The following is a 24,223-nucleotide window of genomic DNA, read 5'->3' on the forward strand; positions in this document are numbered from 1 at the left end:
ACCTCGCCGATCTACGGCATGCCGGTGCTGCAGGTCTGGAAGGCCGGAACCGTGATGTTCATCAAGCGCTCGCTGGCGTCGGGCTATGCCGGCATCGACAATCCCCTGTTCTATCGCGACAACACCATGATGCTGCTCGGCGACGCCAAGAAGGTGACCGAGAACATCGTCAAGGGGATGTAACTCCACACTCGGGAAGTCATGACCGTCCTGAAATGGCTGCTGATTGTCGTTTCGGTCGCTTATGCCTGCGGGCTTGCCGTGCTGTTCTTCGTGCAACGCTCGTTCCTGTTTCCGAGTCCGACGGCGGAGCGCACGTCGCCGCAGGTGGCCGGTTTTCCGGAAGCCGAAGAGCATGTGCTGGTCACCGCGGACGGTGAGAAGATCATTGTCTGGCACGTTCCGGCCAGGCCCGGTCGTCCCGTCATTCTCTATTTCCACGGCAACGGCGATTTCCTAGCCGGCTTCTTCGGCCGCTTTCGTGAGCTGATTGCCGACGGTACCGGTATCGTCGCGATGTCCTATCGCGGCTATGCCGGCTCGAGCGGACACCCGAGCGAGCGCGGCTTGCTGCAGGATGCGGCCGCGGCCTATGCCTTCACGACGGCGCGATACAGCGCGGACAGGATCGTGGCCTGGGGTTTTTCGCTCGGCACCGGCGTCGCGGTGGCGCTGGCGGCGGAGCAGCCGATTGGCAAGATCATTCTGGAGGCGCCGTATACATCGCTTGCCGACGTTGGCGCTGCCGCATTTCCGATCTTCCCCGTTCGCTGGGCGATGAAAGATCCATTCCATTCCGACCGGCGCATCGACGGGGTGAAGGCCCCGATGCTGATCCTGCACGGCGCGCGAGATGCCACCATCTCGATCCGATTTGGCGAGCGCCTGTTCGCGCTCGCGCATGAGCCCAAGACGTTCGTCAGGTTCCCTGACGGTGGCCACAACGATCTCGATGCTTACGGCGCGACGGCAGCAGCGCGGAAATTCATCAACGCCGCAAAAGGCTGACGGCGGCGATCGTTTACTGCATAGTCGGACCGTAATCATTTCGAGGATTCTGACCGCATGAGCGCGCACGGCCCGATGCCGAAATCGTCGTGGATTTTCCCCGCATTGGCGGTAGCGCTGTTCGTGGTCGCCACCGCGCTCGGGCTGACCTTCACACCGACGGCCGGCGGTTTGCTGTTCGCGGCGCTGCTGCTGGCGATCCTGTTCGGCACGGTGTTTGCCGCCGTGCATCACGCCGAGGTGATCGCGGAACGGATCGGCGAGCCCTACGGCACGCTGTTATTGACGCTGGCAGTCACCATCATCGAGGTCGCGCTGATCGCGACCATCATGCTCGGCGACAAACCGGTGCCGGCGCTGGCGCGGGACACGGTGTTCGCGGTCATCATGATCGTGTGCAACGGCCTGGTCGGTCTTTGTATCTTCATCGGCGGGCTGCGCTATCGCGAGCAGGATTTTCAGGTCTCCGGCGCCAATCTGTATCTCAGCGTGCTGTTCGTGATGGCGACCATCACGCTGATCATGCCCAACTACACGCTGACGGCGCCGGGACCGATCTATTCGGCGGCCCAGCTCGGCTTTGTCAGCGTCGTCACGCTCATTCTCTATTGTGTGTTTCTCTATACCCAGACCATCCGGCATCGCGACTATTTTATCAACGATGCCACGGGCGACGCGGGCGACGGGGCGCTGCTGTCGAATCGGATGCTGGCGTTGAGCATTGCGCTGCTGCTGCTCGCGCTGCTGGCGGTGGTGCTGTTGGCCAAGAAATTCTCAGTTGTGGTCGATTTAACCATCGCCCGTGTCGGCGCGCCGCCGGCTTTCGCGGGCGTGCTGGTGGCGTTGTTGATCCTGCTGCCGGAAAGCGTCGCCGCCATTTCTGCCGCCCGCAAGAACGACCTGCAGAAGAGCATCAATCTGGCGCTCGGCTCGTCGCTTGCGACCATCGGGCTGACGATCCCCGCCGTCGCCGTCGCCGCTTACGCGCTCGACAAGCAATTGGTGCTCGGCCTCAACACGCAGGAGATGGTGCTCTTGGTGCTGACCTTCGTCCTCAGCATGCTTACCTTCGGCACCGGACGCACCAACATCCTGTTCGGGCTGGTCCACATGGTGGTGTTCGCCGTATTCCTGTTCATGGTATTCGTGCCGTAATTCCCTTGTCGTTCTCTGGAGTTCATCCAAAATGCTCAGCGCCACGTCAGACGTTCAGGTCGACACCCCGGAAGTTCGCGTCACCGAGTGGCGGCTGGCGCCGGGCAGCGCTACCGGACACCACACCCATGGGATGGATTACGTCATCGTGCCGGTGACATCGGGCGAAATGACCATCGTGGCGCCGAACGGCGAACGCTCGAAGGCGCAACTCGCCGTCGGTAAATCCTACTTCCGCAAGGCGGGCGTCGAGCACGACGTGCTCAACGAAACGGCAACCGAGATCGTGTTCCTGGAGGTCGAACTGAAGCCCTGACCGTCCGTTATCGGCAGCGCCGCAACCGACCCATTTCGGCCGCAGGTGCTGACAAGCCGTTAATTGTGCGGCTCCCGGAACGTGCCGCAACAAGGGCCCCGCGGGGTCGCCTTAGGGCGGTAGAAACGGAACTCATGAGGATCTGCACAATTGCCACCGATCCGTCGCAGTTGATCCCTCAATATGCCCAGAAGTTCCAGCATCAAACTTGCCGCGGGGAGTGGCCGGCATGCTGAAGAAGTATATTTCGAAATTCACGATCGACATCCTGCCTTCGGTGGCAGCGACCGTCATCGGGGCTTACATCGTCAATCATTACATCGTCACCAGGCCGGGCACGGATGCCCCTGTCGCCGCCGCCGTATCGGCTGCCGACCCCAAAGCTCCAGCCAAGGCCGCGGAAACCGGCAACCCGCCGACGGCGGGCGTTAGGGCCAAGGGCATTTCCGAAAAAGCCCTCCTCGAGAAGACCGCGGCCGAACGGCCGGCGGTGGTCGAGAAGGTTGAAGCCAAAGCGGATGTGAAGGCGGACGTGAAGCCTGAAGTAAAGGCTGACGCGAAGTCCGCCGATGCGCCGGCCGAGACCGCGAGCGTTCCGGCCGAGCCACGCGCCACCCGCGCCGCGCCGCGCGAACGCGAAAAGGAAAAGATCAGGGTCGTGCTGCCGTCACCGGTGCAGCCCGTGGCGCCGGCCGTCGCGGCCGCGCAGCCGGCGCCTGTTGCCGCGCCGCCGGTCGAAACCGCTGTTGTGCCGGATGATCGCCGCGACGCCAACGACCTCGCGCGCGCTGCAATCGAGCGTCTGCGGGTCAACAATGATGGTTCGCCGCGTGCACCCGAAGTGGTGCGCACGCCCGAAGCTCAGCGAGTAGAGACCCCGCGGATCGAGACGCCACGAAGCGAGACGCCGCGGGTCGCAACCGCGCCGGCGCTTCGCCCGCTGCCGCCGCCGATCTCGGTCTCGACGCCTTCGGGAGGGGAGAGCTTCGATCAGGGCAGGCCGCCTTACGCAGCCAATGCGTCTGTCGATCCGCGCCGTCCGACGCCGCCGGCCGAAATTCCGGTCTCGCGTCCGCTCGATTTGCGGGCCGATGTGCCGGAGCCGTCGGTGCGCGAGCGTACCACGGCCGTAGCCGAGGACGTGCTGTCGGCGGCGAAGTCGGTGTTTCACGCCGTCCTGCCGAAATAATCCATAGATCGTGTCTTCTCGTGCCCCGGACGGAGGCATCGCCGCGACCGGGGCCTCTACTTTGCGTGGGGTTGTTTTCGCGATTTTGCGTCGAGAGCCGCGTTCCGATTGAATCGGATCGGGGTTCTGGATTCCTGATTTGACGCGTTTTCTCGACGCGAACCGGTATCCACCCCCGGATCAAGTCCGAGGGCATGCTTCGCGGGAAAACGCGCTACCCGCCGGTGCGGGCCAGGCCGCTGCGTGCGGCTTCGTCCTTGGGGCGGATTGCAATGGCGCGGCCATAGGAAGCGGCCGCCTTGGCCTTGTCGCCGAGCCGTTCATAGGCCTGCCCGCGGGCTGACCACGCCGGTGCGCTGTTGGGATCGGCCTGCACCGCCTCGTCGAGGTCGGCGGCCGCTTCCTTGGCCTTGTCGATCGCAAGATAGCTTGTTGCGCGGCCGAGCAACGGTTCGACCTTTTGCGGCGTCAGGCCGTTGGCGGCGGTGAAATCCTCGATCGCCTGCTGGTACTGTTTCTCGCCTTGATAGATCAGCCCGCGGCCGTAGAGCGCCTGGACGTTGTACGGATCGAGAGCGAGGGCGCGATCGAATTCCGCCAACGCCTCTTCGTTCTTGCCGGACTTGGCGAGCACCTGGCCGCGGGTGGCATAGCCTTGCGAGTCGCTGACGCTGCGCGCGCTGATATTGTCGGTCGGTTTCTGCGCCACGGGCTGCGGCTTTGGGCTGTCCGCGCCCCACGATCCCAGATCGAACGAGCAGCCGCCAAGCGGCATCGTCAGCAGCGCGACAAGTACGACCGTACGGCGCACGCCACGAGAAAACGAACAGGAGGCCGGAATGGCCATATGGCGGAATGCTCGCGCGTTCATGGCGCATAGGTAGCCCGGCACGCCGCAAAATGCATCGGTCAAAATAGCCGCAACCGGCGGACCGAACCCGTCAGGCCCTCGGACCGACAAACAAAAAACCCAAAGAAAAAACCCAAAGAAAAAACCCAAAGAAAAAAGCGCAGGCCGGGGCCCGCGCTTTCCAATTCAAATCTGCTCGGCCGTTCAGCGCGGTCCGCGCGGACCTGCACCCGGGCCGCCACGACCGCCACCGGGACCACCACGGTCGCCACCGGGGCCAGCACCGAACACCGGCTTCGGCTTCATCGGCAGCAGGCCTTCGCGCTGCAGCTTCTTGCGAGCCAGCTTGCGTGCGCGGCGCACGGCTTCGGCTTTTTCACGGGCCTTCTTCTCGGAGGGCTTTTCATAATGGCCGCGGAGTTTCATCTCGCGGAAAATACCCTCGCGCTGCATCTTCTTCTTCAGCGCCTTGAGGGCTTGATCGACATTGTTATCGCGGACGAGAACCTGCACGCGGCATCCTCTTTCAATTGATCGGATAGGAATTCTGGTAAAGCTAACGAGCTGGCGAAAGGCCTAGCCCTTAACCTGAACGCGGGCATTTACCAGACAAAACCTGGGATGTCCACCTGTGAAGCGCACAGCCGGACCAAGTTAAGCCATGAAATGCGGCAAATCTGACGCTGTTCGGCCCTGATTTGGGAAGTTATGTGCCCAGACCGAGGCTGTTCCCGGAGTTTTTGAGCAACCCGGCAGCAACAATCTGGGGAGACAACCATGGATACGAAGAAATATGCCGCCGAGGCCATCGGCACGTTCTGGCTGACATTTGCGGGATGCGGCAGCGCCGTCATCGCCGCCGCCTTTCCGCAGGTGGGTATCGGACTGGTCGGGGTGTCCTTTGCGTTCGGACTGAGCGTCGTCACCATGGCCTATGCGATCGGTCATGTATCCGGCTGCCATCTCAATCCGGCCGTCACGGTGGGGCTTGCCGCAGGCGGGCGCTTTCCAACCGGGCAAATCGCGCCCTACATCATCGCGCAGGTGATCGGCGCCGTTGCGGCGGCGGCGCTGCTTTATGTGATCGCGAGCGGCGCTGCCGGTTTCGACGTCACCAAGGGTTTTGCGTCGAACGGCTATGACGCGCATTCGCCTGGCAAGTACAGCATGGTTGTCTGCTTCATCACCGAGGTGGTGATGACGATGATGTTCCTGTTCATCATCATGGGCGCGACCCATGGCAAGGCGCCGGCGGGCTTTGCACCGCTGGCGATCGGATTGGCGCTTGTCATGATCCACCTCGTCAGCATTCCCGTCACCAACACCTCGGTGAATCCGGCGCGCAGCACCGGGCCTGCGCTGTTCGTCGGCGGATGGGCGCTGGCGCAGCTCTGGCTGTTCTGGGTGGCGCCGCTGATCGGCGGCGTGCTGGGCGGGGTGATCTATCGCTGGCTCAGCGAGGAGCCCTCCGGCGTCGTCGAGGGCCGCAAGTCGGCCTAGCGCGAGGCCGCCTAGCGCAAGCCTGCGTGATGCGGGCTTGCTGCTATTTCTTGCGCGGCGACACTTCGGTGACGTGACCCATCTTGCGGCCCGGCTTCGGCGCGCCCTTGCCGTAAAGGTGCACGGTGGCGCCGGGAACCGTCAGCCACTGCTCGTAGCCGAGGATGTCGTCGCCAATCAGGTTCGTCATGGTGACCTCGCCATGACGAACCGGTTTGCCGAGCGGCCAGCCGGCGATGGCGCGGATGTGCTGCTCGAACTGCGAGATCGAGGCGCCGTCCAGCGTCCAGTGTCCGGAATTATGCACCCGCGGCGCGATCTCGTTGACCAGCACTTTCGGTCCGCCATTTTCCGCTACCACGAACATTTCGACCGCGAGCACGCCGACATAGTTCAGCGCGGTTGCGATCTGCTCGGCGATGCCGCGTGCCTGCGCCGCCAGCGCATCCGATATCTGCGCCGGCGCGCGCGAGATTTTCAGGATGTGGTCGCGGTGCTCGTTTTCGGTGACGTCGAAACTCTCGACCTGGCCGTCGACCGAGCGCGCAGCGATCACCGAGATCTCGCGTTCGAACGGAATGAAGGCCTCGAGGATCGCCGATTTGGTGCCGAGGTCCTCCCAGACCCGGGTGAGATCGTCGCCATCGCGGATGATCGCCTGGCCCTTGCCGTCATAGCCGAAGCGGCGGGTCTTGATCACGGCGGGCAGGCCGATCTTCTTGATCGCCGCCCGCAGGGTTTCCACCGACGACACGTCGGCATAGTCGGCGGTGCCGATACCGAGGCGCTTCACAAAATCCTTTTCGACCAGCCGGTCCTGCGTGGTCTCGAGGATCTTCTGGGTCGGCAGCACCGGACGGCGCGCCGCCAGCACCATGGCGGTGGCGGCCGGCACATTCTCGAATTCATAGGTGATGACGTTGACGTCGTTGGCGAACAGTTCGAGCGCCTCGACATCGGCATATTCCGCGCAGGTGGCGTTCAGCACCACGTCGAAGGCCGGCGAATCCGGATCCGGTGAAAACACCTGGCAGCGGAGGCCGAGGCGCGCCGCGGCCATCGCCAGCATCCGGCCCAGTTGCCCGCCGCCGAGAATTCCGATGGTGTCGCCGGGCTTCAGCTTCACATTGTTGGAAGCCGTCACGCCAAGCCCTCCGGCCGCTCTTTGACCGCATCGGTCTGCTGCTTGCGCCAGGCGGCCAGGCGCGTCGCCAGCGCCGGATCCTGCAGCGCCAATACGCTGGCGGCGAGCAGGGCGGCGTTGATCGCGCCGGCCTTGCCAATCGCAAGGGTGCCGACGGGGACGCCCGCGGGCATCTGCACGATCGAATAGAGCGAATCGAGGCCGGACAGCGCCTTGGATTCGACGGGAACGCCGAACACCGGGAGCTCGGTCAGCGCCGCCGCCATGCCCGGCAGATGCGCCGCACCCCCGGCACCGGCGATAATGATCTTGAAGCCGGCCGCCTTGGCGCCCTTGGCGAAAGCAAACAGCCGGTCGGGGGTGCGATGGGCCGAGACGATGCGTTTTTCGCAGTCGACCCCGAGCGCCGCCAGCGTGTCGGCGGCGTGGCGCATGGTCTCCCAGTCCGACTGGCTTCCCATAATGATGGCGATCGGTGCGGTCATCTCGTCAATTCTATTGGGGAATCCAGAAACATAGGCCGATTATAGGGGCGGCCCGGGCGTCATCCAAGGCATGGCAAGGGATTAGGAATGGACTATCCTGTCTTGGTGAATCCGGGCAAGCCTTGATACGCATGCCTGCACAGGGAAGGTCATGAAGAAGAAAACCAGGGCAGCGGCTGCGGGAACCGCAAAACGCCCGAAAACGGCCCCGGCAGGACGAAAACCCGCGCCGCGCGGGATCCGCAAGTCCGCAAGCCCGTCCCCGGCTCCGTCCGTTGACCCCAAATCGACGATCCGCCGGCTCAAGACGCAATTGGCGCGGGCTCGGGCTCGTATCGAGGAGCTGCAGGCCTCGGCCGATACCGATTTTCTGCTGGATATTCCGAACCGGCGCGGTTTTGAGCGCGAATTGCACCGCGCGATCGCCTTCATCAAGCGTTACCACGCGAGCGGTGCCCTGATCGTGCTCGACGTCGATCGCCTGAAGCCGATCAACGACGCTTTCGGTCATGCCGCCGGCGACGAGGTGCTCAAGGCCATCGTGAAGACGCTGCTGGCTCACGTGCGCGCATCTGACGTGATCGGCCGGCTCGGCGGCGACGAGTTCGCGCTGCTATTGTGGAATCTCAGCGAAACCGATGCCAGGGCCAAGGCGGCGTTGCTGGAGGGGGCGATCGATCGCCTCACCTTTGTGTTTGGTGGCAGCACCGTTACTGCGGGCGCCTCCGCCGGCGTCGCGATCCTCGGTCCTCACGCGGAATTGGGCCGCACGCTGGAAGAGGCCGATAGCGCTATGTACATCCGCAAGGCGCTGCGGCGGCATGAGGCCGATTTGTAGGGTGGGCAAAGCCAACGGGTCGCGCGAATGCGCGCCCGATGACAGACTCCGCGTGCCCACCATCTTGTTTCGCGAATTAATTTGGTGGGCTCGGCGCAGTGCGCCTTTGCCCACCCCACGATCGCTCGCTAACGGTCAAAGCCCGCTCAAATCTTCCGGCACGTTGCCGAACTTCCGCAGCAATTGCGCGTCGCCGAATTCGCCGATCATGGGATCGCCGCTGCGGCTGAACGCGACTGCGCCGATGCTGCCGGGGGCTCGCGACAGGATCTCGGCGCGGCGCAGCGCGGTGGTCGGACTCTGGCACTCCTCGGCAGCGCCAGCGACCGGCGAGCCGTCGTCGTCCTGCAGGAATGGCAATGCAACGTAATAGGTGACATCGGCCATCATCGTCGCTCCGGTTTCGCTGCTCAGGCAGCGGTGCTGCTGGTGCGCAAGGATTGGGTCGGCACGCAGCCGGCGGATATCGCCGCCTTCAATTCCTCCAGCTCGGCTTCCAGATATTCGTTGGCCATGATCAGCGCCTTGATGGTCGAGCGCAGATTGCCGTCGCACATCGCGATCGCCTGATCGCAGGCTTGCTCGTAGCGGCTGTTGTCGGACAGGGACGGTGGTGCGGACATGGCGGAACTCCCTTTGCTGGCGGCAGGGAAGTATGTTCCTCTTTTGTTCTTTTGGAGTCAAGCCAAGAACGTGCGCGAAAATTCGTTTTCCCGCGCTCAACCGGCTGCCGGCGACGCGATCGAGATGCTGAAAATTCGTCGCAACCGCGGCGCCTTGTGGATGTCGGGGAAAAGGGGATCGGCGCAGGCAGGCGGTCTTTTGGCTATAGCCCCACCGTTCCGAAAAAAACTCGCACCGGCCGGGCGAACCGATCGGCGACAGCCAGGTTGCGGCTGCTCATCGGGGGGCGGCTTGTCCGCTGCGGCATCCGGCGCCGGCGTGATCAGCCTGCGATCAGGCAATGATATCAGGCGTGATCTGGTCTTCGATGAAGGCGATGCGGTCGCGCAATTGCAGTTTGCGCTTCTTCAGCCGCTGCAGCCGCAGCAGATCCGGCGCCGGCGACTGATGCAGCGCGTCGATCGCCGCATCGAGATCGCGATGCTCCTGCTGCAGCCGGGCAAGCTCGTTTTCGAGCTCGCGCTCATCTTCGTTGGTCATGGCGTACGCTTACTGCAAAAGCACGATGAGGTTGTAGACGGCTTGCGAAGCCGCCAGCGAAATATCGTCCCTGCGGGCCCGGTCCGCAAGCTGACCCGGTTCCATAGTCACGATTGGTTACAGATAAATCCGAAAAAATGAGAGGCCCGATTCTGGATAGCCATCGACAGATTCGGCGGCTGGTGTACACTCCTTCGTCCGGATCGAATCTGAGGTTTCACCCACCGAGGAGATTTCGTATGGCTCTACAGGCGCATCTTGTTGAACTTGAACGTAAACACAAGATCCTCGAAAACGAATTGCACGAAGCGCTCGTGCACCTTTCCACAGACGACCTGCACATTGTCGAGTTGAAGCGTCGCAAGTTGATGGTCAAGGACGAGATCGAGCGGTTGAAACAAACCGCCAGCGATACGGTCCACTAAACCGGTCTCCAGCAGAATAGCGAAACGTAATTCACCGTCGGATGGGCGCTGATGCGCTCATCCGTATAGGTTGTATTGCGAAATTATCTTGTATTTATCGCTTACTGCTCTGCCAGTTCACCAACATGATCAGCGATCGCCAGGGACGACGTCAGTCCCGGCGATTCGATGCCGAACAGGTTGATCAGTCCAGTGACGCCGTGCGCGCGCGGTCCCTGGATCAGGAAATCCTGCGTGGCAACCGCAGGTGGCACGATCTTCGGCCGGATTCCGGAATAGCTCGGCATCAGCGCCCCGTCCGGCAGCGCCGGCCAATAGCGCCGGATCGCGGGATAGAACCTGTCGGCACGGGCCGGGTCGACGGCGTAGTCGATGCTCTCGACCCACTCCACGTCCGGACCGAAGCGCGCCTGTCCGGCCATGTCGAGGGTGAGGTGCACGCCAAGCCCGCCGGGCTCCGGCACCGGATATATCAGCCGTGAAAACGGCGCCCGCGCGCTGCAGCTGAAATAATTGCCCTTGGCGAGATACGCCGGCGGTATCAGCTCGATCGGCATGCCCTCGATGCTGCGCGCGACTGAAGGCGCGCCCAATCCCGCTGCGTTGATCAACAGATTGCATTCCAGAACCATCGGCGCATCGCCGCCCGTCTCGATTTCAATCCTGCCCGCGTTTGCCCGGGCGCGCAGCAGCGGCGTGTAAAACGCGTAGGCGGCACCAGCTTCCTCGGCATCGCCCATCAGCGCCAGCATGTAGGCGTGGCTGTCGATGATGCCGGTCGACGGCGAAAGCAGGGCCGCGTCGCAATTAAGCGCCGGCTCGAGTGCGCGCGCCGCTTCGCCGGTCAGAAGCTGCATGTCGTCGACGCCATTGGCTTCGGCATGGGCGCGGATCGATTGCAGCTTTTCGGTTTCCGCAGGTGTCGTCGCGACGATCAGCTTGCCGCAATTGCGATGCGGGATGCCGTGGTCGCGGCAATATTCGTAGAGCGCCCGTTTGCCACTGACGCACATCTGCGCCATCAGGCTGCCGGCGCGGTAATAGATACCGGCGTGGATCACTTCGCTGTTGCGCGATGAGGTGATGGTGCCGATGCCCTCGGCCGCCTCCAGCACGATGACTTCGCGGCCGTACTGGGCGAGACGCCGCGCGATCGCGAGCCCGATCACCCCCGCTCCGATGACGACGCAATCAACCTTGTCCATGTACGCTTCAGGCCCGGAAATCTGGCGCGGGATCACGCCCGCGACGCTTGTTTTATTATCGTTTCGTTCAGAAGTATGCCCCAACAACCCGTTGGATTACCTCGACATATGCCCTGAGGTCCCATCCTGTTAGTGAAGCATTAATCATGTCAGGGCAATTGCCGTAATTTGAGTCGCATTTTCCGGTTGCAAGGGTAGGCGTTTACCCGATCCAAACCCGTCAAGCCAGACACTCCACCGGGAAATCCGCGGGTGAATGATGGCTGGCAAGAATTGGCAGGCAGGCGGGAGGGATTCGATTCCGGCGCTGGCCCTCGTGTGTCTGCTCGCCACCTCTGCGTCGTGCGGGTTGGCATGGGCCGCGCCGCCCGTCGCCGGCGGCTTGGCGCCGTCGGGCTATTCCGGCGAACTCGACCCCAGCATGATCTGGGAGATGCTGATCGGCGGCATCGTGGCCGTATCGTTTCTGGCAGCGGCCGGGCTGTGGGTGCTGTCGGCACTGCGCCGGGTCAAGCGCTCGCAACTCCGGCGCAGTGCGTTCGTCAGCTCAGCCCTGAACAATCTCAGCCAGGGCGTGGTGATGACCGACGTCCGTCAGCGCATCATCTACTGCAACGACCGCTATCTCGAAATCTATGGCCTGGTCCGCGCGGACATTCCCCGCAACATGACCGGGCCGGAACTGCTGGAGGTGCGGCGCAAGCGCGGCGCACTGGATGTCAGCGTCGACGAATTCTATGCCCAGGCCGCCACCGCGGACGGCCTGATCACCGAACTGCCAAACGGCAAATCGGTTCTGGTCAAGTATTTCCGCCTGCCGAATGGCGGGTCGGTCGCGACCCATGAGGATTGCACGGAGCAGCGCAAACTTTCGCGCAAGCTGGCATCGACCACGCAGTTCCTGGAATCGGTGCTCGACAACGTTCCGGTCTGTGTCGCCGCCAAGAACATCGAGGACGGCCGCTATATTTTCGCCAACCGCGCGTTCGAGCGTTTCTCGCGCTTCTCGCGCGACCATATCGTCGGCAAGCGCGCCGACGAGATATTCCAGCCCGAAACCGCACGCACGATCGACACCGCGGACCAGTCGGCGCTGAAGGCGCCGGAAGGCTACCACCGCACCGAGTTCGAGGTCGAGCGCGGCTCCGAGAAGCGTGTCCTCGCATCCAACCGCGTGATCGCGCGCGGTGAGAACAACCAGCCCGAATTCCTGATAGCGCTGTTCGATGACGTCACCGACCGCCGCTCGTTGTCGCGCGAGCTGGAGAGTACCAAGAAGTTCCTCGAACTCGTGGTCGACAACATTCCGGTCTCGCTGATCGTCGAGCGCGTCTCGGACGGAAAATATCTGCTCGCCAACCGCAGCGCCGAAACCATCCTCAACCGCCGCCGCGAGGACGCCACCGGACTGACGGCTGCCGATATCTTCAATCCGCGCGAAGCCAAGCTGATCATCGCGCGTGACGAGGCGGCGATCAAGAAGCGCGGCCTTCTGACCGAGGAACACCCGATCTCGACCAAGGATGGCCTGCGGCTGTTCCTGACCCGCCGCATGACGGTGCTCGATGATGCCGGTGAGCCGCAATATCTGATCAAGACCCATGAGGACGTCACCGATCGCCGTCAGACCGAGTCGCGGATGGCGCACATGGCCTATCATGACGGCCTGACCGATCTGCCGAACCGCGCCGCCTTCCTGCAGGCGCTGGCCCAGATGATCGAGGCCTGCGAGGGTACCGAAGAGGAATTCGCGGTGCTCTGCATCGACCTCGACGGGCTGAAGGAAGTGAACGACGTGTTCGGTCACGCGATGGGCGACAAGGTGCTGACCGAAGTGGCCCAGCGCCTGCAGGACTGCGCCCGCGGCGGCGTGGTGGCCCGGCTCGGCGGCGACGAATTCGGGTTGATCATCGACGGCAAACAGCCCTCCGCGGGCATCGCGCTGGCCGAGCAGGTCGCGATCGCGCTGGCGAAGGAATTCCAGATCGACGGCAAGCCGGTTCGGGCCGGTGCCACCACGGGCATCTCGGTATTTCCGCACAACGGGTCGGACGCGGCAGCCCTGCTCGCCAATTCCGGCGCGGCGCTGTTCCGGGCGAAAGCAAAATCGCGCGGCTCGATCAGCGTCTTCGAGCCCGAGATGGACCAGCAGATCCGCGACCGCCGCGTGCTGCATCAGGACCTCTCGGTCGCGATCAAGAACGGCGAATTGTCGCTGTACTACCAGCCGCAGGCCGCTTCGGGTCCGACGGTTGCCAGCAGCGAAGTGATCGGCTTCGAGGCGCTGGCGCGCTGGATGCATCCGGTACGCGGCTTCGTGTCGCCAGGCGATTTCATTCCGCTGGCGGAAGAAAGCGGCCTGATCGTCGAAATGGGCGAATGGATCCTGCGCGAAGCCTGCCGGGAGGCGGCCTCCTGGCCGGTACCGATGCAGATCGCGGTCAATTTGTCGCCGGCGCAGTTCATGCACGGCGATGTGGTCAGTCTAGTGCATTCGATCCTGCTCGAAACCGGGCTGGCGCCGGATCGGCTCGAGCTCGAAATCACCGAAGGCGTGCTGATCGAGGATTTCGATCGTGGCCTGGCGCTGCTCCGGCGGCTCAAGGCGCTCGGCGTGCGCATCTCGATGGACGATTTCGGCAGCGGCTACTCCTCGCTGAGCTACCTGCAGGCGTTCCCGTTCGACAAGATCAAGATCGACCGCGCCTTCGTCATGCATCTCGGGCGCAATCCGCAATCGGCCGCGATCGTGCGCGCCGTCATCGACCTCGGCCACGGCCTCGAAATGTCGATCGTCGCCGAGGGCGTCGAAACCCAGGAACAGCTCGGCTTCCTGTCGGAAGAGGGCTGCGACGCGGTGCAGGGCTATTTCATCGGCAAACCCCTGCCGATCGGGCAATACGCCGCGCTGGTCGGGCGCAACGTCATCAACGGTATCGAGTCCACGCGCAAGACCGGGTAAAGCCTGCGAGCAGGCTCTTCGCTTTTGTTTGACGCGTTTTCTATCGCAGATAAGTCTACGCAATCTGCGTAAACTTGATTGCTATGCGAACCGGTATCCACTTCACTCGCAAACGCTATCTTGTAGTGCACCTCGGTTCTCGACTGTAAGCGTTGCATGGCGGATTACGATCTTGCGATCATCGGCGGCGGGTTGAACGGCGTTGGCATCGCGCGCGATGCCGCCGGCCGCGGCCTGCGCGTGATCCTGCTGGAGCAGGGCGATCTCGGTGCGGGCGCCTCCTCGGCCTCGCCGCGGCTCGTCCATGGCGATCTGGCGGGGCTGGAGCGGCGTCGCTTCCTTCGCGTCCGCGCGGCATTGGCCGAGCGCGACATTTGGCTCCGGATCGCGCCACATCTGGTGCGCCCGATGCGCTTTGCCATCCCCGCCCACACCGACGAACGCCCGGCCTGGCAGTTGCGGTCATGGCTGTTGCTGTATGACCGGCTGGCCTCGCGCGCGCCGTTGCCGCGCTCCGCCACCGTCGACGTCACCCACCATCCGGTCGGCAACCCGCTGAAGCGGCCGTTCGGAACCGCCTTCGAATATTCCGACTGCGTTGTCGATGATTCCCGCCTGGTGGTGTTGACCGCCGTCGATGCCGCGGCGCGGGGGGCCGCGATCCGCACTGGTGCCCGCTGCACCCGCGCCGAGCGGGGCGAGACCTGGCGGCTGGTGACGATCGATCGTGGCCATCGTCAGGTCGTGACCGCGCGGGCGCTGGTCAACGCCACCGGAGCCTGGACCGCGACCGTCGCCGAGACCGTGCTGCGCCAGCCGCCACCCAAGCTTGCCACGATCCAGATGAGCCAGATCGTCGTCCGCCGCCTGTTCGACACCGACAACGTCTACGTATTCCAGAACAGCGACAGCCGGCTGATTTTCGCCAGCCCCTATGAGCGCGATTTCACCCTGATCGGCACCGTTGGCCATGCCTTTAAGGGCGATCCCGCCATAGTCGCGATGGCGGCCAACGACGTGGCTTATCTTTGCGATGCCGCCAACCGGTATTTTCGCGAGCGGATCGAGCCGTTCGACGTGGTGCGGACGGTTTCCGGCGCCAACCTGGTGCTGAACCCCGCGAACAACCGGGCAGCGTGGGACGGCGCGATGAGCTTCGACCACACTCGCCGCAAGGCGCCGCTGATCACGATCTTCGGCGGCGACGTCACCACCTCGCGGCTGCGCGCCGAAAGGGCCGTCTCCAGGCTGACGCCGTTTTATCCGATGTCGCCGCGCTGGACTGCGACGGCGCCGCTGCCCGGCGGCGATTTTGCCTGGAGCCGCTTCGAGAACGAGGTCGACGAGGTGCGCGCGCGCTGGCGGTTTCTCAGCGAGGATCACGCCCGCCGCCTGGTCGGCGCCTATGGGTCGAACGTCAAGGCGATCCTTGGCGAGGCCAGGGATCGCGGCGATCTCGGCCCGGCGTTTGGGCCTGGACTGACGGGCGCGGAAGTGCGCTACCTCATGAAGCACGAATGGGCGCGCTTCCCGGACGACATTCTGTGGCGGCGCTCCAAGCTCGGCCTGACCATGCCGCCGGCGGACCGCGAGGCGCTGGCGGCGTTCATGGCGACGGTGTCATCGGAGCTGGCATGCGGCGCTCGATAGATCCGACGATGGTCCTTGCCGCCGCGCGGCGGCGATCGAAATGTTCGCCGTTCAACGCCGCGCCTGAACCTCCCGCGACCAGGCCGCGTCACGTGCGGACGGCCTGCGCTCGAGCCGGGTGGAGATCAGCCCGGCGGCCTTCTCGCGGTGTCCACCGCGCAAATACGCCACGATCAGCGTGTCCTCCCACAATTCGCGCTGGGCGTGGCTGCCGCCGATCCGCACCAATTCGGCCATCGCGGGTTCAAGCAGGCGGATCGCGCCGTCATGATCGCCGCCGGTGAAGGCCCGCATGCCGCGGCACATGTCGATGGCCGCGCGGCCCGGCGGCAGTTTACCGTCGGCGGCACGGGCCTCGAGCTGCGCCAGCCGCGTATCCAGCGCCTCGCCGCCGATTGCCGCGGCGGCCAGCGCATGATGCACGTCGGCGAAATGCGCCCCGGCCTGCGGGAAATATTCTTCGCCATAGGCGGCGACATCGCGCCAATGCGGCTCCAGCCCGGATTTGCCGGCCAGCGACAACCGCCACAGCAGCGAAGCGCCGTCGGTGAAAATATTCAGCGGCGGGTAGGGCCGATCGGCCGGCTTGATTTGCTGTTCGTAGATCGCAAGCGCGCCTTCGAGATCGCCCTCGTCGAGCGCGGTCAGCGAGATGTGCCACCACAGATGCCCGTGCAGAAAGCTCTTGCGGTCATGCGCGGGAAGCCACGCGGAAAGAAACTGACGGCCCGCCGCCAGGTCGCCTTGCTCGAACATCGCGTGCGACAGGCCGTGCGCGGCGTTGGCGTTTTCAGCCCGCAACCCCATCGCGCGTTCGCTCAAGGCGCGGCCAGTGGCGAGATTGCCGGCTTCGGTATGCGACCAGCCGAGATAACTCAGGAACCACCAATCCTCGCCGTAATGCCTGGCGACACGATCGCATACCGCAAGCTTGGCGGCGTCGTGGTCGGCGCGGCCTGAAAACGCGTAGAGCCCGAAGGCGCCAAGCAGCATCGACAGTACCAGCGCATCGCGGGGATATTCTTCGAGATGCGCTTCCGCGCCGCTGACGGCCACTTTCGGCTTGCCCTCGATCACGGCAGCCATGATCTCGATATGCCGGCGCTCACGCGCGTCGGCGCTGGCGGCCAGTTGTCGTGCATGGGCGGCCATGTTGCGCGCTTCATTCCCCTGCATATTGAGCTGATGCAGGCGGGCCCGAGCGATATGGGCCAGCGCGAAATCACCATCTTCCCGGATCGCGCGGTCGAAGGCGTCCTCGGCGCCGTGCCAGGCCGACAACATGCAGTCCATGCCGTCGCGATAATGCGCGGCGGCGCGGTCGGAGGTCGTTGTCAGCGGCAGATCATATCGGTCCCGGTTCATTTTCTTGTTCCGTGATGCGCGCGGTGAGTGCCAAGCCTAGCAGAGACATGACCGGCGACAGCGATAATATTGTGACTGTGCGGCGCGAAGCGGTTGAGCCGGTGCCGATCCGCCGCTAGCGTGCGGCAGCGAGGGCTGGCAGGGGACATGACCGAGGAATTGCCGGAAATTACGCCGAAGGCCGATGGGGTCAGGGACCCCGCAAAGCCGGAGCCGCCGCCTCAAGCGGCTGTAAGCCCGGCGCCGCAGTTCGAGCCGGCCGCCGACATGCCGCTGCTGCGCATCGAGGGGGTCGGTAAGACGTTCGGCAGTTTCCGCGCGGTGGACCGACTGTCGCTCGATATCCGCGCCGGGGAATTTTTTGCGCTGCTCGGTCCGAGCGGCTGCGGCAAGACCACGCTGCTGCGCATGCTCGCCGGTTTCGAGACGCCGGACGAGGGCCGCATCCTGCTTGGAGCAAAGGACATCGCGCAGGTGCCGCCGCATCTGCGTCCGGTCAACATGATGTTCCAGAACTACGCGCTGTTTCCGCATCTGTCGGTGCGGGACAACATCGCGTTCGGCCTGAAGCGCGCCGGCATGGCGCGCGACCAGATCGCCACCCGCGTCGCCGAGATGGTTGCGCTGGTCAAGCTCGAAGGCATGGAGAAGCGCAAGCCCGATCAGCTCTCCGGCGGCCAGAAGCAGCGCGTGGCGCTGGCGCGCTCGCTGGCCCGCCGCCCGCAGGTGCTGCTGCTCGACGAGCCGCTGGCTGCGCTCGACAAAAAGCTGCGCGAGAGCACGCAGCTCGAATTGATGGACCTGCAGCGCCGGCTCGGCATGACCTTCATCATCGTCACCCACGACCAGGAAGAGGCGATGACGATGGCGGGCCGGATCGGCGTGATGGATGCCGGCCGCCTCGAACAGGTCGCCACCCCGCGCGAACTCTACGAGGCACCGCATTCGCGCTGGATCGCGGAGTTCATCGGCGACGTCAATCTGTTCGATGGCGAGGTTGGCTGGCGCGAAAATAACCGGCTGCTGGTCACGACCAAGGAGGGTGTCACGCTTGCGGTCACCGAGCCGCGCCAGCGGGTTACCAAGACCACGGTCTGTGTCGCGATCCGCCCCGAGAAGGTGAAACTGTCGCGCCGCGCCCCGGTGTCGGATGCGGCCAATACACATGCGATCAACCGGCTCGAGGGCGTGGTGACAGATGTCAGCTATCTCGGCGGGCTCACCGCGTACAAGGTCAAGCTGGAATCCGGCGCGGTGGTGCGCGCATCGATGGCCAATACCGCGCGGCTCGACATGGATGCCTATCTCGCGGGCCAGCGCGTGGTGGCGTGGTTCACGCCTGACGACTGCATGGTGCTGGAACAATGAGCGCGCGCCCCATCTTCGCCCGCCCGGCGCGGCTGGCTGCGATCGCGCCCTATCTGTGGATGGTGCTGTTCTTCCTGGTGCCGTTCGGCTTCGTGCTCAAAATAAGCCTGTCGCAGACCGCGATCGCACAGCCGCCCTATGTGCCGCTGTTCGACCTCACCGAAGGCTGGGCCGCGATCAAGGCGGCGTTTGGGCAATTGTCGCTGGATAATTTCAAGCTGTTGATTTCGGACAGTCTCTACATCTCGTCCTACCTGCGCAGCATCTTCGTCGCGGTGACCTCGACGGCGATCCTGCTGCTGATCGGCTACCCGATCGCTTATGGCATGGCGCGGCTGCCGCAGCGCTGGCAACCGATCGCGATGATGCTGGTCATCGTGCCGTTCTGGACCTCGTTCCTGATCCGGATCTATGCCTGGATCAATATCCTGCAGCATGACGGCCTGCTCAATAAGGTGCTGCTGGGGCTGCATATCGTATCAACGCCCGTGGTGTGGCTGTCGACCGACAGCGCGATGTATATCGGTATCGTCTATTCCTATCTGCCGTTCATGATCCTGCCGCTGTACGCCACGCTCGCCAAAATGGACGGCGCGCTCATCGAGGCGGCGTCCGATCTCGGCGCTTCGCCGGGACGCGCGTTCTGGCTGGTGACGTTTCCGCTGTCGCTGCCCGGCGTCGGCGCCGGTGCGCTGCTGTGCTTCATCCCGATCGTCGGCGAATTCGTGATCCCCGACCTGCTGGCGGGTTCCGGTTCGATGATGATCGGGCAGACGCTGTGGCTCGAATTTTTCACCAACAAGGACTGGCCGGTTGCTTCCGCTGCCGCCGTCGCGCTGCTGCTGCTGTTGATACCGCCGCTGCTGCTCTATGACCGGCTGCAGCGCCGCACGCTGCGGGGAGGGGGCTGATGGCGCGCCAGGTGAACCGGATTTCGCCGTTCAACATCACCTCGCTGGCGCTGGGGCTGGCGTTTCTCTATCTGCCGATCGTCATTCTCGTCATCTACTCGTTCAACGCCTCGCGGCTGGTGACGGTGTGGGGCGGCTGGTCGCTGCGCTGGTACACTGAGTTCTTCAACGACCGCGCCATGCTGGACGCGGCCTGGATGAGCCTGCGCGTCGCCGCGGTGTCGGCGACGGTGGCAACCCTGCTCGGCACACTCGCCGCGATCGGGCTGGCGCGCGGCGAACGCTTCAAGGGGCGCTCGCTGTTCTCAGGCATGCTCTATGCGCCGCTGGTGATGCCGGAAGTGATCTCGGGCCTGTCGCTGTTGCTGCTGTTCGTGGCGCTCAACGCCGAGCGCGGCTTCTGGACCGTAACCATCGCGCACACGACGTTGACGATGTGCTTCGTCACCGTGGTGGTGCAGTCGCGCCTCGCCTCCATCGACCGCAGCCTCGAGGAAGCCGCGATGGATCTCGGCTGCGATCCGGTGAAGGCATTTTTGTCCGTGACGCTGCCGCTGATCGTTCCGGCAATCGTTGCCGGCTGGATGCTGGCGTTCACGCTGTCGCTCGACGACGTCGTGATCGCGAGTTTTACGACGGGCCCGGGTTCGGCGACGTTGCCGATCCGGATCTATTCCGAAGTGCGGCTCGGGGTGAAGCCACAGATCAACGCGATCTGCACCATGGTGATCGCGCTGATTGCTGTCGTGATCGTGATTGCGTCTTTCGCCTCGAAGCTTTCGAGTTCGCAAGGCGAGAGCGCGGCGCCTCTGTAGCTTTTCGTCATTGCGAGCGAAGCGAAGCAATCCATCTCGGCCGCGCCGCAAGGTATGGATTGCTTCGTCGCTGCGCTCCTCGCAATGACGGAAGCGAGGCTTTACGACTTCACCGCACCCGCCGTCAGCCCGCCCACCATATACCGCTTGAACGCGTAGTAGATCGCGGCCGGCGGCAGCGCGTAGATGAAGCCGGTGGTCATCAGCAATTCCCAGGGCGAATCGTCCGCGGCGAGGAAGTTGCCGAGCGCCACGGGCAGCGTGATTTCGGTGTCCTTGGAGAGCAGCAGGAACGCGTAGAGATATTCGTTCCAGGCGAGCAGGATCGCGTAAGTGCCGATCGCCACCAGCGACGGCATCATCAGCGGCACGTAGACCAGCCTGAACAGCTGCGGGATGGTCGCGCCGTCCATGACGGCGGCTTCGTCGAGTTCGACCGGCAGCTTGTCGGAAGCCTGCTTCAGCACCCAGATCGCGTAGGGGGAGGCGATCGTCACCATCGCCAGAATCAGCGACCAGTGATTGTTGAGCAGGCCGTAATTGCCCATCGTCCGGTACATCGGCACGGCGAGGAACGCCGCCGGGATGAAATAGGTGAACAGCGCCAGATTCATCACCCACCGCCCGCCGGGCACCTTGAGCCGCGAGATCGCAAACGCCGCCGCGGTCGCGATCAGCAGCGTCAGCGCGCCGGCGGCCAGCGCGATCACGATCGAATTCCAGAACTGGATCCAGAAGTCCCGCAGGAAGTAATGCTCCTGATGGAACACGATGCGGAAATTATTCAGTGTCGGATGCGCCGGCCAGAGTTTTCCGGAGAACGCATCCTCCTTCGGCGAGATCGCGAACAGGAACATGTGGTAGATCGGGATCATGGTCCAGAGGAACACGGGAATCCCGATCAGCAGGAGGCGGGCTTCGACGCCGACTTCGCGCCAGGTTGGAAGCTTTGGCGTTGGCAGTTTCATCGCGACAACCGTTTCATCATGAAATAGATCAGCGGCAGCACGAACGGCAGCGCGCAGACGATGGACGCCATCGCCAGGCTGAGCTGATCGAGCCGCAGATAGCGAATCCCCAGGGTCGCCAGCACATGGGTGAGATCGGCGGGGCCGCCGCCGGTCAGCAGATACACGCTGTTGAAGTCGCCCAGCGTCCAGATCATCGAGAGCAGGGTGCAGGTCAGATACAGCGCCTGCATCGATGGCCAGGTGATGAAGCGGAACTTCTGCGTCCGGCTCGCGCCGTCGACTTCGGCCGCCTCGTAAAGATCGTGCGAGATCGCAAGCCGCCCGGTCATCAGGATCAGCGTCCAGAACGGCAGCGATTTCCAGATGTGCACGCCGATCGCCATGGAAAGCGCCACGGCGGGGTCATTGAGCCAGTTCGGGCCGTCATCGCCGGTGAGTTTGAAGATCAGCGTATTGACCACGCCCCATTCGGGGTTGAACATGAAGCGTACGGAGAGAATGGTCGGGATCGAAGGCACCGCCCAGGGCAGGATGAACAGCACCGACAGCCATTTGATCCAGGGGCGCTGCTGGGCGAAGAAGCCGGACAGGAGCAGCGCGATCATCATTTTGAGGTTGATGCCGACCAGGAGAAAGATCAGCGTATTGACCGCGGCGCGCGCGAAGATCGGATCGTGATAGAGCGCGACATAGCTCGCCGGATGACGCGCCAGCCACAGCCCGTACCCGACCGGGTAGACCACGAAGGCCAGAAACACCAGCAGGTAGGGCGCCACCAGCACGATGCCCCAGACCTGCGTGGTGGTCAGCCGGGCCGACAGCGGCGGGCCTGGCATCGCCTGATCGCCCGAGATCGTAATCGCCATATTCAGTTACTCTTGTCAGCCATGCCGGCCGCAATGCGCGGCCGGTGTTGGTTGGTACACCTCTCCCCGCTTGCGGGGAGAGGTCGCCGCGCTCTTGCGCGGCGGGTGAGGGGGTACTGGACTCTCAACGAGCGTCACTCGTGGAGAGAGCCCCTCACCCCGCAAGAGCGGGGCGAGGGAGAAGCAAGATCAACCCGCGATTTGCTTGAGGCGGGCGATCAGTTCGTCGACGGCCTTGTCGACGGGAACCTTCTCGCTCACCACCCGGTTCATCGCCTTGGCCCAGACGTTCTCGTTGTTCAGGATCGTGAACTTCCAGTTCTTGGTGAAGTCGAACGGCGTGGTGCCGCCAGTGAACTGAGTGTAGACGGCTTTGCGATGCCGGTCAGCCTGCCAGAACGGGCTCTGCTGGCTTGCGGTCGTCACCGGGAACCAGCGGCCGAGCGCGCCTTCGATATAGGGCCGAAGGTTTTCCTCCTGCAGCAGGAACTTGATGAACTCCTTGCCCTCGGCCTTGTTCTTGGCCGCGGTGAACATCAGCCCGGTCTTGACGTCGGAGCGGTACTTGATCGGCGTGCCGTCCGGCTTGTTGGGGAACGAGGCGGTGATGATGGTCTCGTCGTAGTTCTTCTTGCCGAGCGCCCGCTGTTCCGGCGTCAGCGCCGGGTTGTTGGCGTCGTCGAGCCATTTTGCCGCGATCGAGATCGTGAAGTTGTGCGTCATCACGATGGTCTTGTTGTGGAACGCGACGTTGTTGTCCGGATCCTTCCAGGTGGTGGAGGAGGGCGGCGAGCAGCCCCTGGTGTAGGTGTCGGTGTAGTCCTTCACCGCCTTGATCAGGTTTTCGCGCACCTTGGGATCGTCGACCAGAAGCTTGCCGTCGTCATCGACCAGCTTGACGTTGTAGGCGTCCATGAAGGTGTAGAACGACTGGAACGAGTCGGTGGATTCCACGCCCATCGGCTGGCCGACGGCGTAGATGCGCTGGCCGGTGGCCTTGCGGATGGCGGGTTGCACCTTGTCGCACCAGAACGACCAGTAATCTTCCCATTTGGTCGGAATGTCGCTTTGCTTGAAGCCGGCCTGCTCCAGCATGTCGCTCCAGATCTGGACGTGCATGCTCTGCTGCTTCAGCGGATAGCCGTAATAGGCCTTTTTCTTGGCCACATCGTTGTAGAGCAGCGCGGTCTCCAGCGTGTTCGGCGCGAACGCCGACTTCATCGGCAGCAGAATGTCGCCGAGGTCCTCGAGCTTGCCCTCAAAGGCCCATTTGCCCTGCGCCTGCACATCGTAGCTGTCGGAATAGGCGACGTCAGGCACGGTGCCGGAATCCAGCGCCGCCACCGTCTTCGGGATCATGTCCTGAATGGCGTATTGCGACAGTTCTACCTTGATGCCGGTCTTGGCCTCGAACTTCTTGATCGCCTCGAGCAGCGCGTCGTCCTCGGACTTGTAGAAGCCCTTGCCGAACCAGACGGTAATGGTTTTTTGCTGGGCCATCGCAGGCGCTGTGGCGTAAAACAGCCCTACAGCCGCGACCGCGAGTGAAACTGCACCAATTCCCTTGAATCTCACGTTGTTCTCCCTGAATTTTGCCGGGGTTTTTTGACCGGTTGGATTAGTGATAGCGCAACCAAACGGCGCGATCTAGATGGCGCGTTGCAAACTTTCTGTTGGGGAGGGTGTTCCAAAGAGGTCCGTCTTCGCAACGACGTCGTTTCAGTCTTGTCGTCCCGGCCTGACGCGCAATCGCGTACAGGCGCCGCCCTCCATCTTGATTGTGAGAGGGATTGAAGTTCCAGCCAAATCCAACTTCGGCATCGCCCCATACAACATGTGCATCGGCGGCTATGGGATACCGGCTTTGCATGCGCAATTGCCCAGTTGGGCCGAGGTGACACAGTTTCGCATTCTCGCGGCTTGATAAGCCCGAGCTTTGCCAGAAATTCCTTGCCCTCGAAGACAGAGGGCGCAGGGAATGCCGGATGCGCGCTGCACCCGCGGTCTCATGTGCGATTGTGCATAAGAATGCTGCA

Annotated in this window: 25 protein-coding genes; 13 read left to right on the plus strand and 12 right to left on the minus strand. The window is 63.5% G+C overall.

All coding sequences use genetic code 11. The features are described from left to right. From JQ611_RS39990 to JQ611_RS40010, 5 genes are all read left to right on the plus strand, one after another. The coding region (locus tag JQ611_RS39990) for an NAD(P)(+) transhydrogenase (Re/Si-specific) subunit beta (RefSeq protein WP_212468670.1) at positions 1-183 on the plus strand (183 nt) is incomplete at its 5' end. Positions 184-201: 18 nt separating this feature from the next. Continuing rightward, positions 202-1,008 carry an alpha/beta hydrolase gene (locus tag JQ611_RS39995; RefSeq protein WP_212468671.1) on the plus strand — a complete coding sequence of 269 codons (807 nt, stop codon included), beginning with the start codon at positions 202-204 and terminating at the stop codon, positions 1,006-1,008. A 57-nt stretch (positions 1,009-1,065) separates the two neighbouring features. Beyond that, entirely contained in the window at positions 1,066-2,163 is a 1,098-nt protein-coding gene (locus tag JQ611_RS40000; RefSeq protein WP_212468672.1) for a calcium:proton antiporter, read from the plus strand. Between the two features lie 31 nt (positions 2,164-2,194). Continuing rightward, positions 2,195-2,479, plus strand: a complete 285-nt coding sequence (locus JQ611_RS40005; protein WP_192736790.1) for a cupin domain-containing protein — start codon at positions 2,195-2,197, stop codon at positions 2,477-2,479. Positions 2,480-2,708: 229 nt separating this feature from the next. Continuing rightward, positions 2,709-3,668, plus strand: coding sequence for a hypothetical protein (locus JQ611_RS40010; RefSeq protein ID WP_312012398.1), 960 nt, complete (start codon positions 2,709-2,711; stop codon positions 3,666-3,668). Positions 3,669-3,882: 214 nt separating this feature from the next. On the opposite strand, the gene JQ611_RS40015 is transcribed toward JQ611_RS40010, so the two are convergent. Further along, complete coding sequence (locus tag JQ611_RS40015) at positions 3,883-4,515, minus strand: tetratricopeptide repeat protein (RefSeq protein WP_212390245.1); 633 nt, start codon at positions 4,513-4,515, stop codon at positions 3,883-3,885. 207 nt (positions 4,516-4,722) lie between these two features. Further along, positions 4,723-5,031: a 30S ribosomal protein S21 gene (gene rpsU / locus JQ611_RS40020; protein ID WP_192736788.1), complete on the minus strand. Its 309-nt coding sequence runs from the start codon at positions 5,029-5,031 to the stop codon at positions 4,723-4,725. Positions 5,032-5,295: 264 nt separating this feature from the next. Here rpsU and aqpZ point away from each other — a divergent pair, with 264 nt between their 5' ends. Continuing rightward, on the plus strand, positions 5,296-6,018 hold the full coding sequence (aqpZ, locus tag JQ611_RS40025; RefSeq protein ID WP_212265624.1) for an aquaporin Z: 723 nt from the start codon (positions 5,296-5,298) through the stop codon (positions 6,016-6,018). Positions 6,019-6,061: 43 nt separating this feature from the next. Here the strand turns inward: aqpZ and JQ611_RS40030 are convergent, their stop codons facing one another. Together JQ611_RS40030 and purE are read right to left on the minus strand one after the other, a co-directional pair. Continuing rightward, positions 6,062-7,162, minus strand: a complete 1,101-nt coding sequence (locus JQ611_RS40030) for a 5-(carboxyamino)imidazole ribonucleotide synthase (protein ID WP_212415310.1) — start codon at positions 7,160-7,162, stop codon at positions 6,062-6,064. Then, entirely contained in the window at positions 7,159-7,647 is a 489-nt protein-coding gene (gene purE / locus JQ611_RS40035; RefSeq protein WP_212468673.1) for a 5-(carboxyamino)imidazole ribonucleotide mutase, read from the minus strand. Before purE ends, JQ611_RS40030 begins: the two co-directional genes overlap by 4 nt. Before the next feature lie 151 nt (positions 7,648-7,798). Between purE and JQ611_RS40040 the strand changes: the two genes are divergently transcribed. Continuing rightward, complete coding sequence (locus JQ611_RS40040; RefSeq protein ID WP_212265627.1) at positions 7,799-8,485, plus strand: GGDEF domain-containing protein; 687 nt, start codon at positions 7,799-7,801, stop codon at positions 8,483-8,485. Positions 8,486-8,620: 135 nt separating this feature from the next. On the opposite strand, the gene JQ611_RS40045 is transcribed toward JQ611_RS40040, so the two are convergent. From JQ611_RS40045 to JQ611_RS40055, 3 genes are all read right to left on the minus strand, one after another. After that, positions 8,621-8,872 carry a hypothetical protein gene (locus JQ611_RS40045; RefSeq protein ID WP_212032854.1) on the minus strand — a complete coding sequence of 84 codons (252 nt, stop codon included), beginning with the start codon at positions 8,870-8,872 and terminating at the stop codon, positions 8,621-8,623. Positions 8,873-8,895: 23 nt separating this feature from the next. Beyond that, complete coding sequence (locus JQ611_RS40050; RefSeq protein WP_212265628.1) at positions 8,896-9,108, minus strand: hypothetical protein; 213 nt, start codon at positions 9,106-9,108, stop codon at positions 8,896-8,898. A 334-nt stretch (positions 9,109-9,442) separates the two neighbouring features. Further along, positions 9,443-9,649, minus strand: coding sequence for a YdcH family protein (locus JQ611_RS40055; protein WP_079538570.1), 207 nt, complete (start codon positions 9,647-9,649; stop codon positions 9,443-9,445). Between the two features lie 239 nt (positions 9,650-9,888). Here JQ611_RS40055 and JQ611_RS40060 point away from each other — a divergent pair, with 239 nt between their 5' ends. Beyond that, positions 9,889-10,074, plus strand: a complete 186-nt coding sequence (locus JQ611_RS40060; protein WP_192736781.1) for a YdcH family protein — start codon at positions 9,889-9,891, stop codon at positions 10,072-10,074. Positions 10,075-10,175: 101 nt separating this feature from the next. Here JQ611_RS40060 and JQ611_RS40065 read toward each other — a convergent pair whose 3' ends face one another. Next, a complete protein-coding gene (locus tag JQ611_RS40065; protein WP_212468674.1) occupies positions 10,176-11,279 on the minus strand; it encodes an NAD(P)/FAD-dependent oxidoreductase in 1,104 nt (367 codons plus the stop codon). 259 nt (positions 11,280-11,538) lie between these two features. Between JQ611_RS40065 and JQ611_RS40070 the strand changes: the two genes are divergently transcribed. Together JQ611_RS40070 and JQ611_RS40075 are read left to right on the plus strand one after the other, a co-directional pair. Continuing rightward, positions 11,539-14,241: an EAL domain-containing protein gene (locus JQ611_RS40070; protein WP_212265630.1), complete on the plus strand. Its 2,703-nt coding sequence runs from the start codon at positions 11,539-11,541 to the stop codon at positions 14,239-14,241. A 156-nt stretch (positions 14,242-14,397) separates the two neighbouring features. Then, the gene (locus tag JQ611_RS40075) at positions 14,398-15,891 is read left to right on the plus strand and encodes a glycerol-3-phosphate dehydrogenase (RefSeq protein ID WP_212265631.1); all 1,494 of its coding nucleotides are present in this window, start codon (positions 14,398-14,400) and stop codon (positions 15,889-15,891) included. A 51-nt stretch (positions 15,892-15,942) separates the two neighbouring features. Here the strand turns inward: JQ611_RS40075 and JQ611_RS40080 are convergent, their stop codons facing one another. Further along, positions 15,943-17,256: a tetratricopeptide repeat protein gene (locus JQ611_RS40080; RefSeq protein WP_212468675.1), complete on the minus strand. Its 1,314-nt coding sequence runs from the start codon at positions 17,254-17,256 to the stop codon at positions 15,943-15,945. 267 nt (positions 17,257-17,523) lie between these two features. On the opposite strand from JQ611_RS40080, the gene JQ611_RS40085 reads away from it, so the two are divergent. The 3 genes from JQ611_RS40085 to JQ611_RS40095 are packed head-to-tail and all read left to right on the plus strand — an operon-like array spanning position 17,524 to position 20,350. Then, positions 17,524-18,624, plus strand: coding sequence for an ABC transporter ATP-binding protein (locus JQ611_RS40085; RefSeq protein WP_249133838.1), 1,101 nt, complete (start codon positions 17,524-17,526; stop codon positions 18,622-18,624). Next, complete coding sequence (locus JQ611_RS40090) at positions 18,621-19,535, plus strand: ABC transporter permease (RefSeq protein WP_212265634.1); 915 nt, start codon at positions 18,621-18,623, stop codon at positions 19,533-19,535. The genes JQ611_RS40085 and JQ611_RS40090 overlap by 4 nt, the downstream gene beginning before the upstream one ends. Next, the gene (locus JQ611_RS40095) at positions 19,535-20,350 is read left to right on the plus strand and encodes an ABC transporter permease (protein ID WP_212468676.1); all 816 of its coding nucleotides are present in this window, start codon (positions 19,535-19,537) and stop codon (positions 20,348-20,350) included. The genes JQ611_RS40090 and JQ611_RS40095 overlap by 1 nt, the downstream gene beginning before the upstream one ends. A 101-nt stretch (positions 20,351-20,451) precedes the next feature. Here the strand turns inward: JQ611_RS40095 and JQ611_RS40100 are convergent, their stop codons facing one another. The 3 genes from JQ611_RS40100 to JQ611_RS40110 form a co-directional block, all read right to left on the minus strand. After that, on the minus strand, positions 20,452-21,318 hold the full coding sequence (locus JQ611_RS40100) for a carbohydrate ABC transporter permease (protein WP_212265636.1): 867 nt from the start codon (positions 21,316-21,318) through the stop codon (positions 20,452-20,454). Beyond that, entirely contained in the window at positions 21,315-22,187 is an 873-nt protein-coding gene (locus JQ611_RS40105) for a carbohydrate ABC transporter permease (RefSeq protein ID WP_212468677.1), read from the minus strand. The genes JQ611_RS40100 and JQ611_RS40105 overlap by 4 nt, the downstream gene beginning before the upstream one ends. A gap of 189 nt (positions 22,188-22,376) precedes the next feature. Continuing rightward, entirely contained in the window at positions 22,377-23,762 is a 1,386-nt protein-coding gene (locus tag JQ611_RS40110) for an ABC transporter substrate-binding protein (RefSeq protein WP_212265638.1), read from the minus strand. Between the last annotated feature and the right edge of the window lie 461 nt (positions 23,763-24,223).

Source organism: Bradyrhizobium sp. AUGA SZCCT0182 (genome assembly GCF_018130185.1).
GTDB lineage: Bacteria > Pseudomonadota > Alphaproteobacteria > Rhizobiales > Xanthobacteraceae > Bradyrhizobium.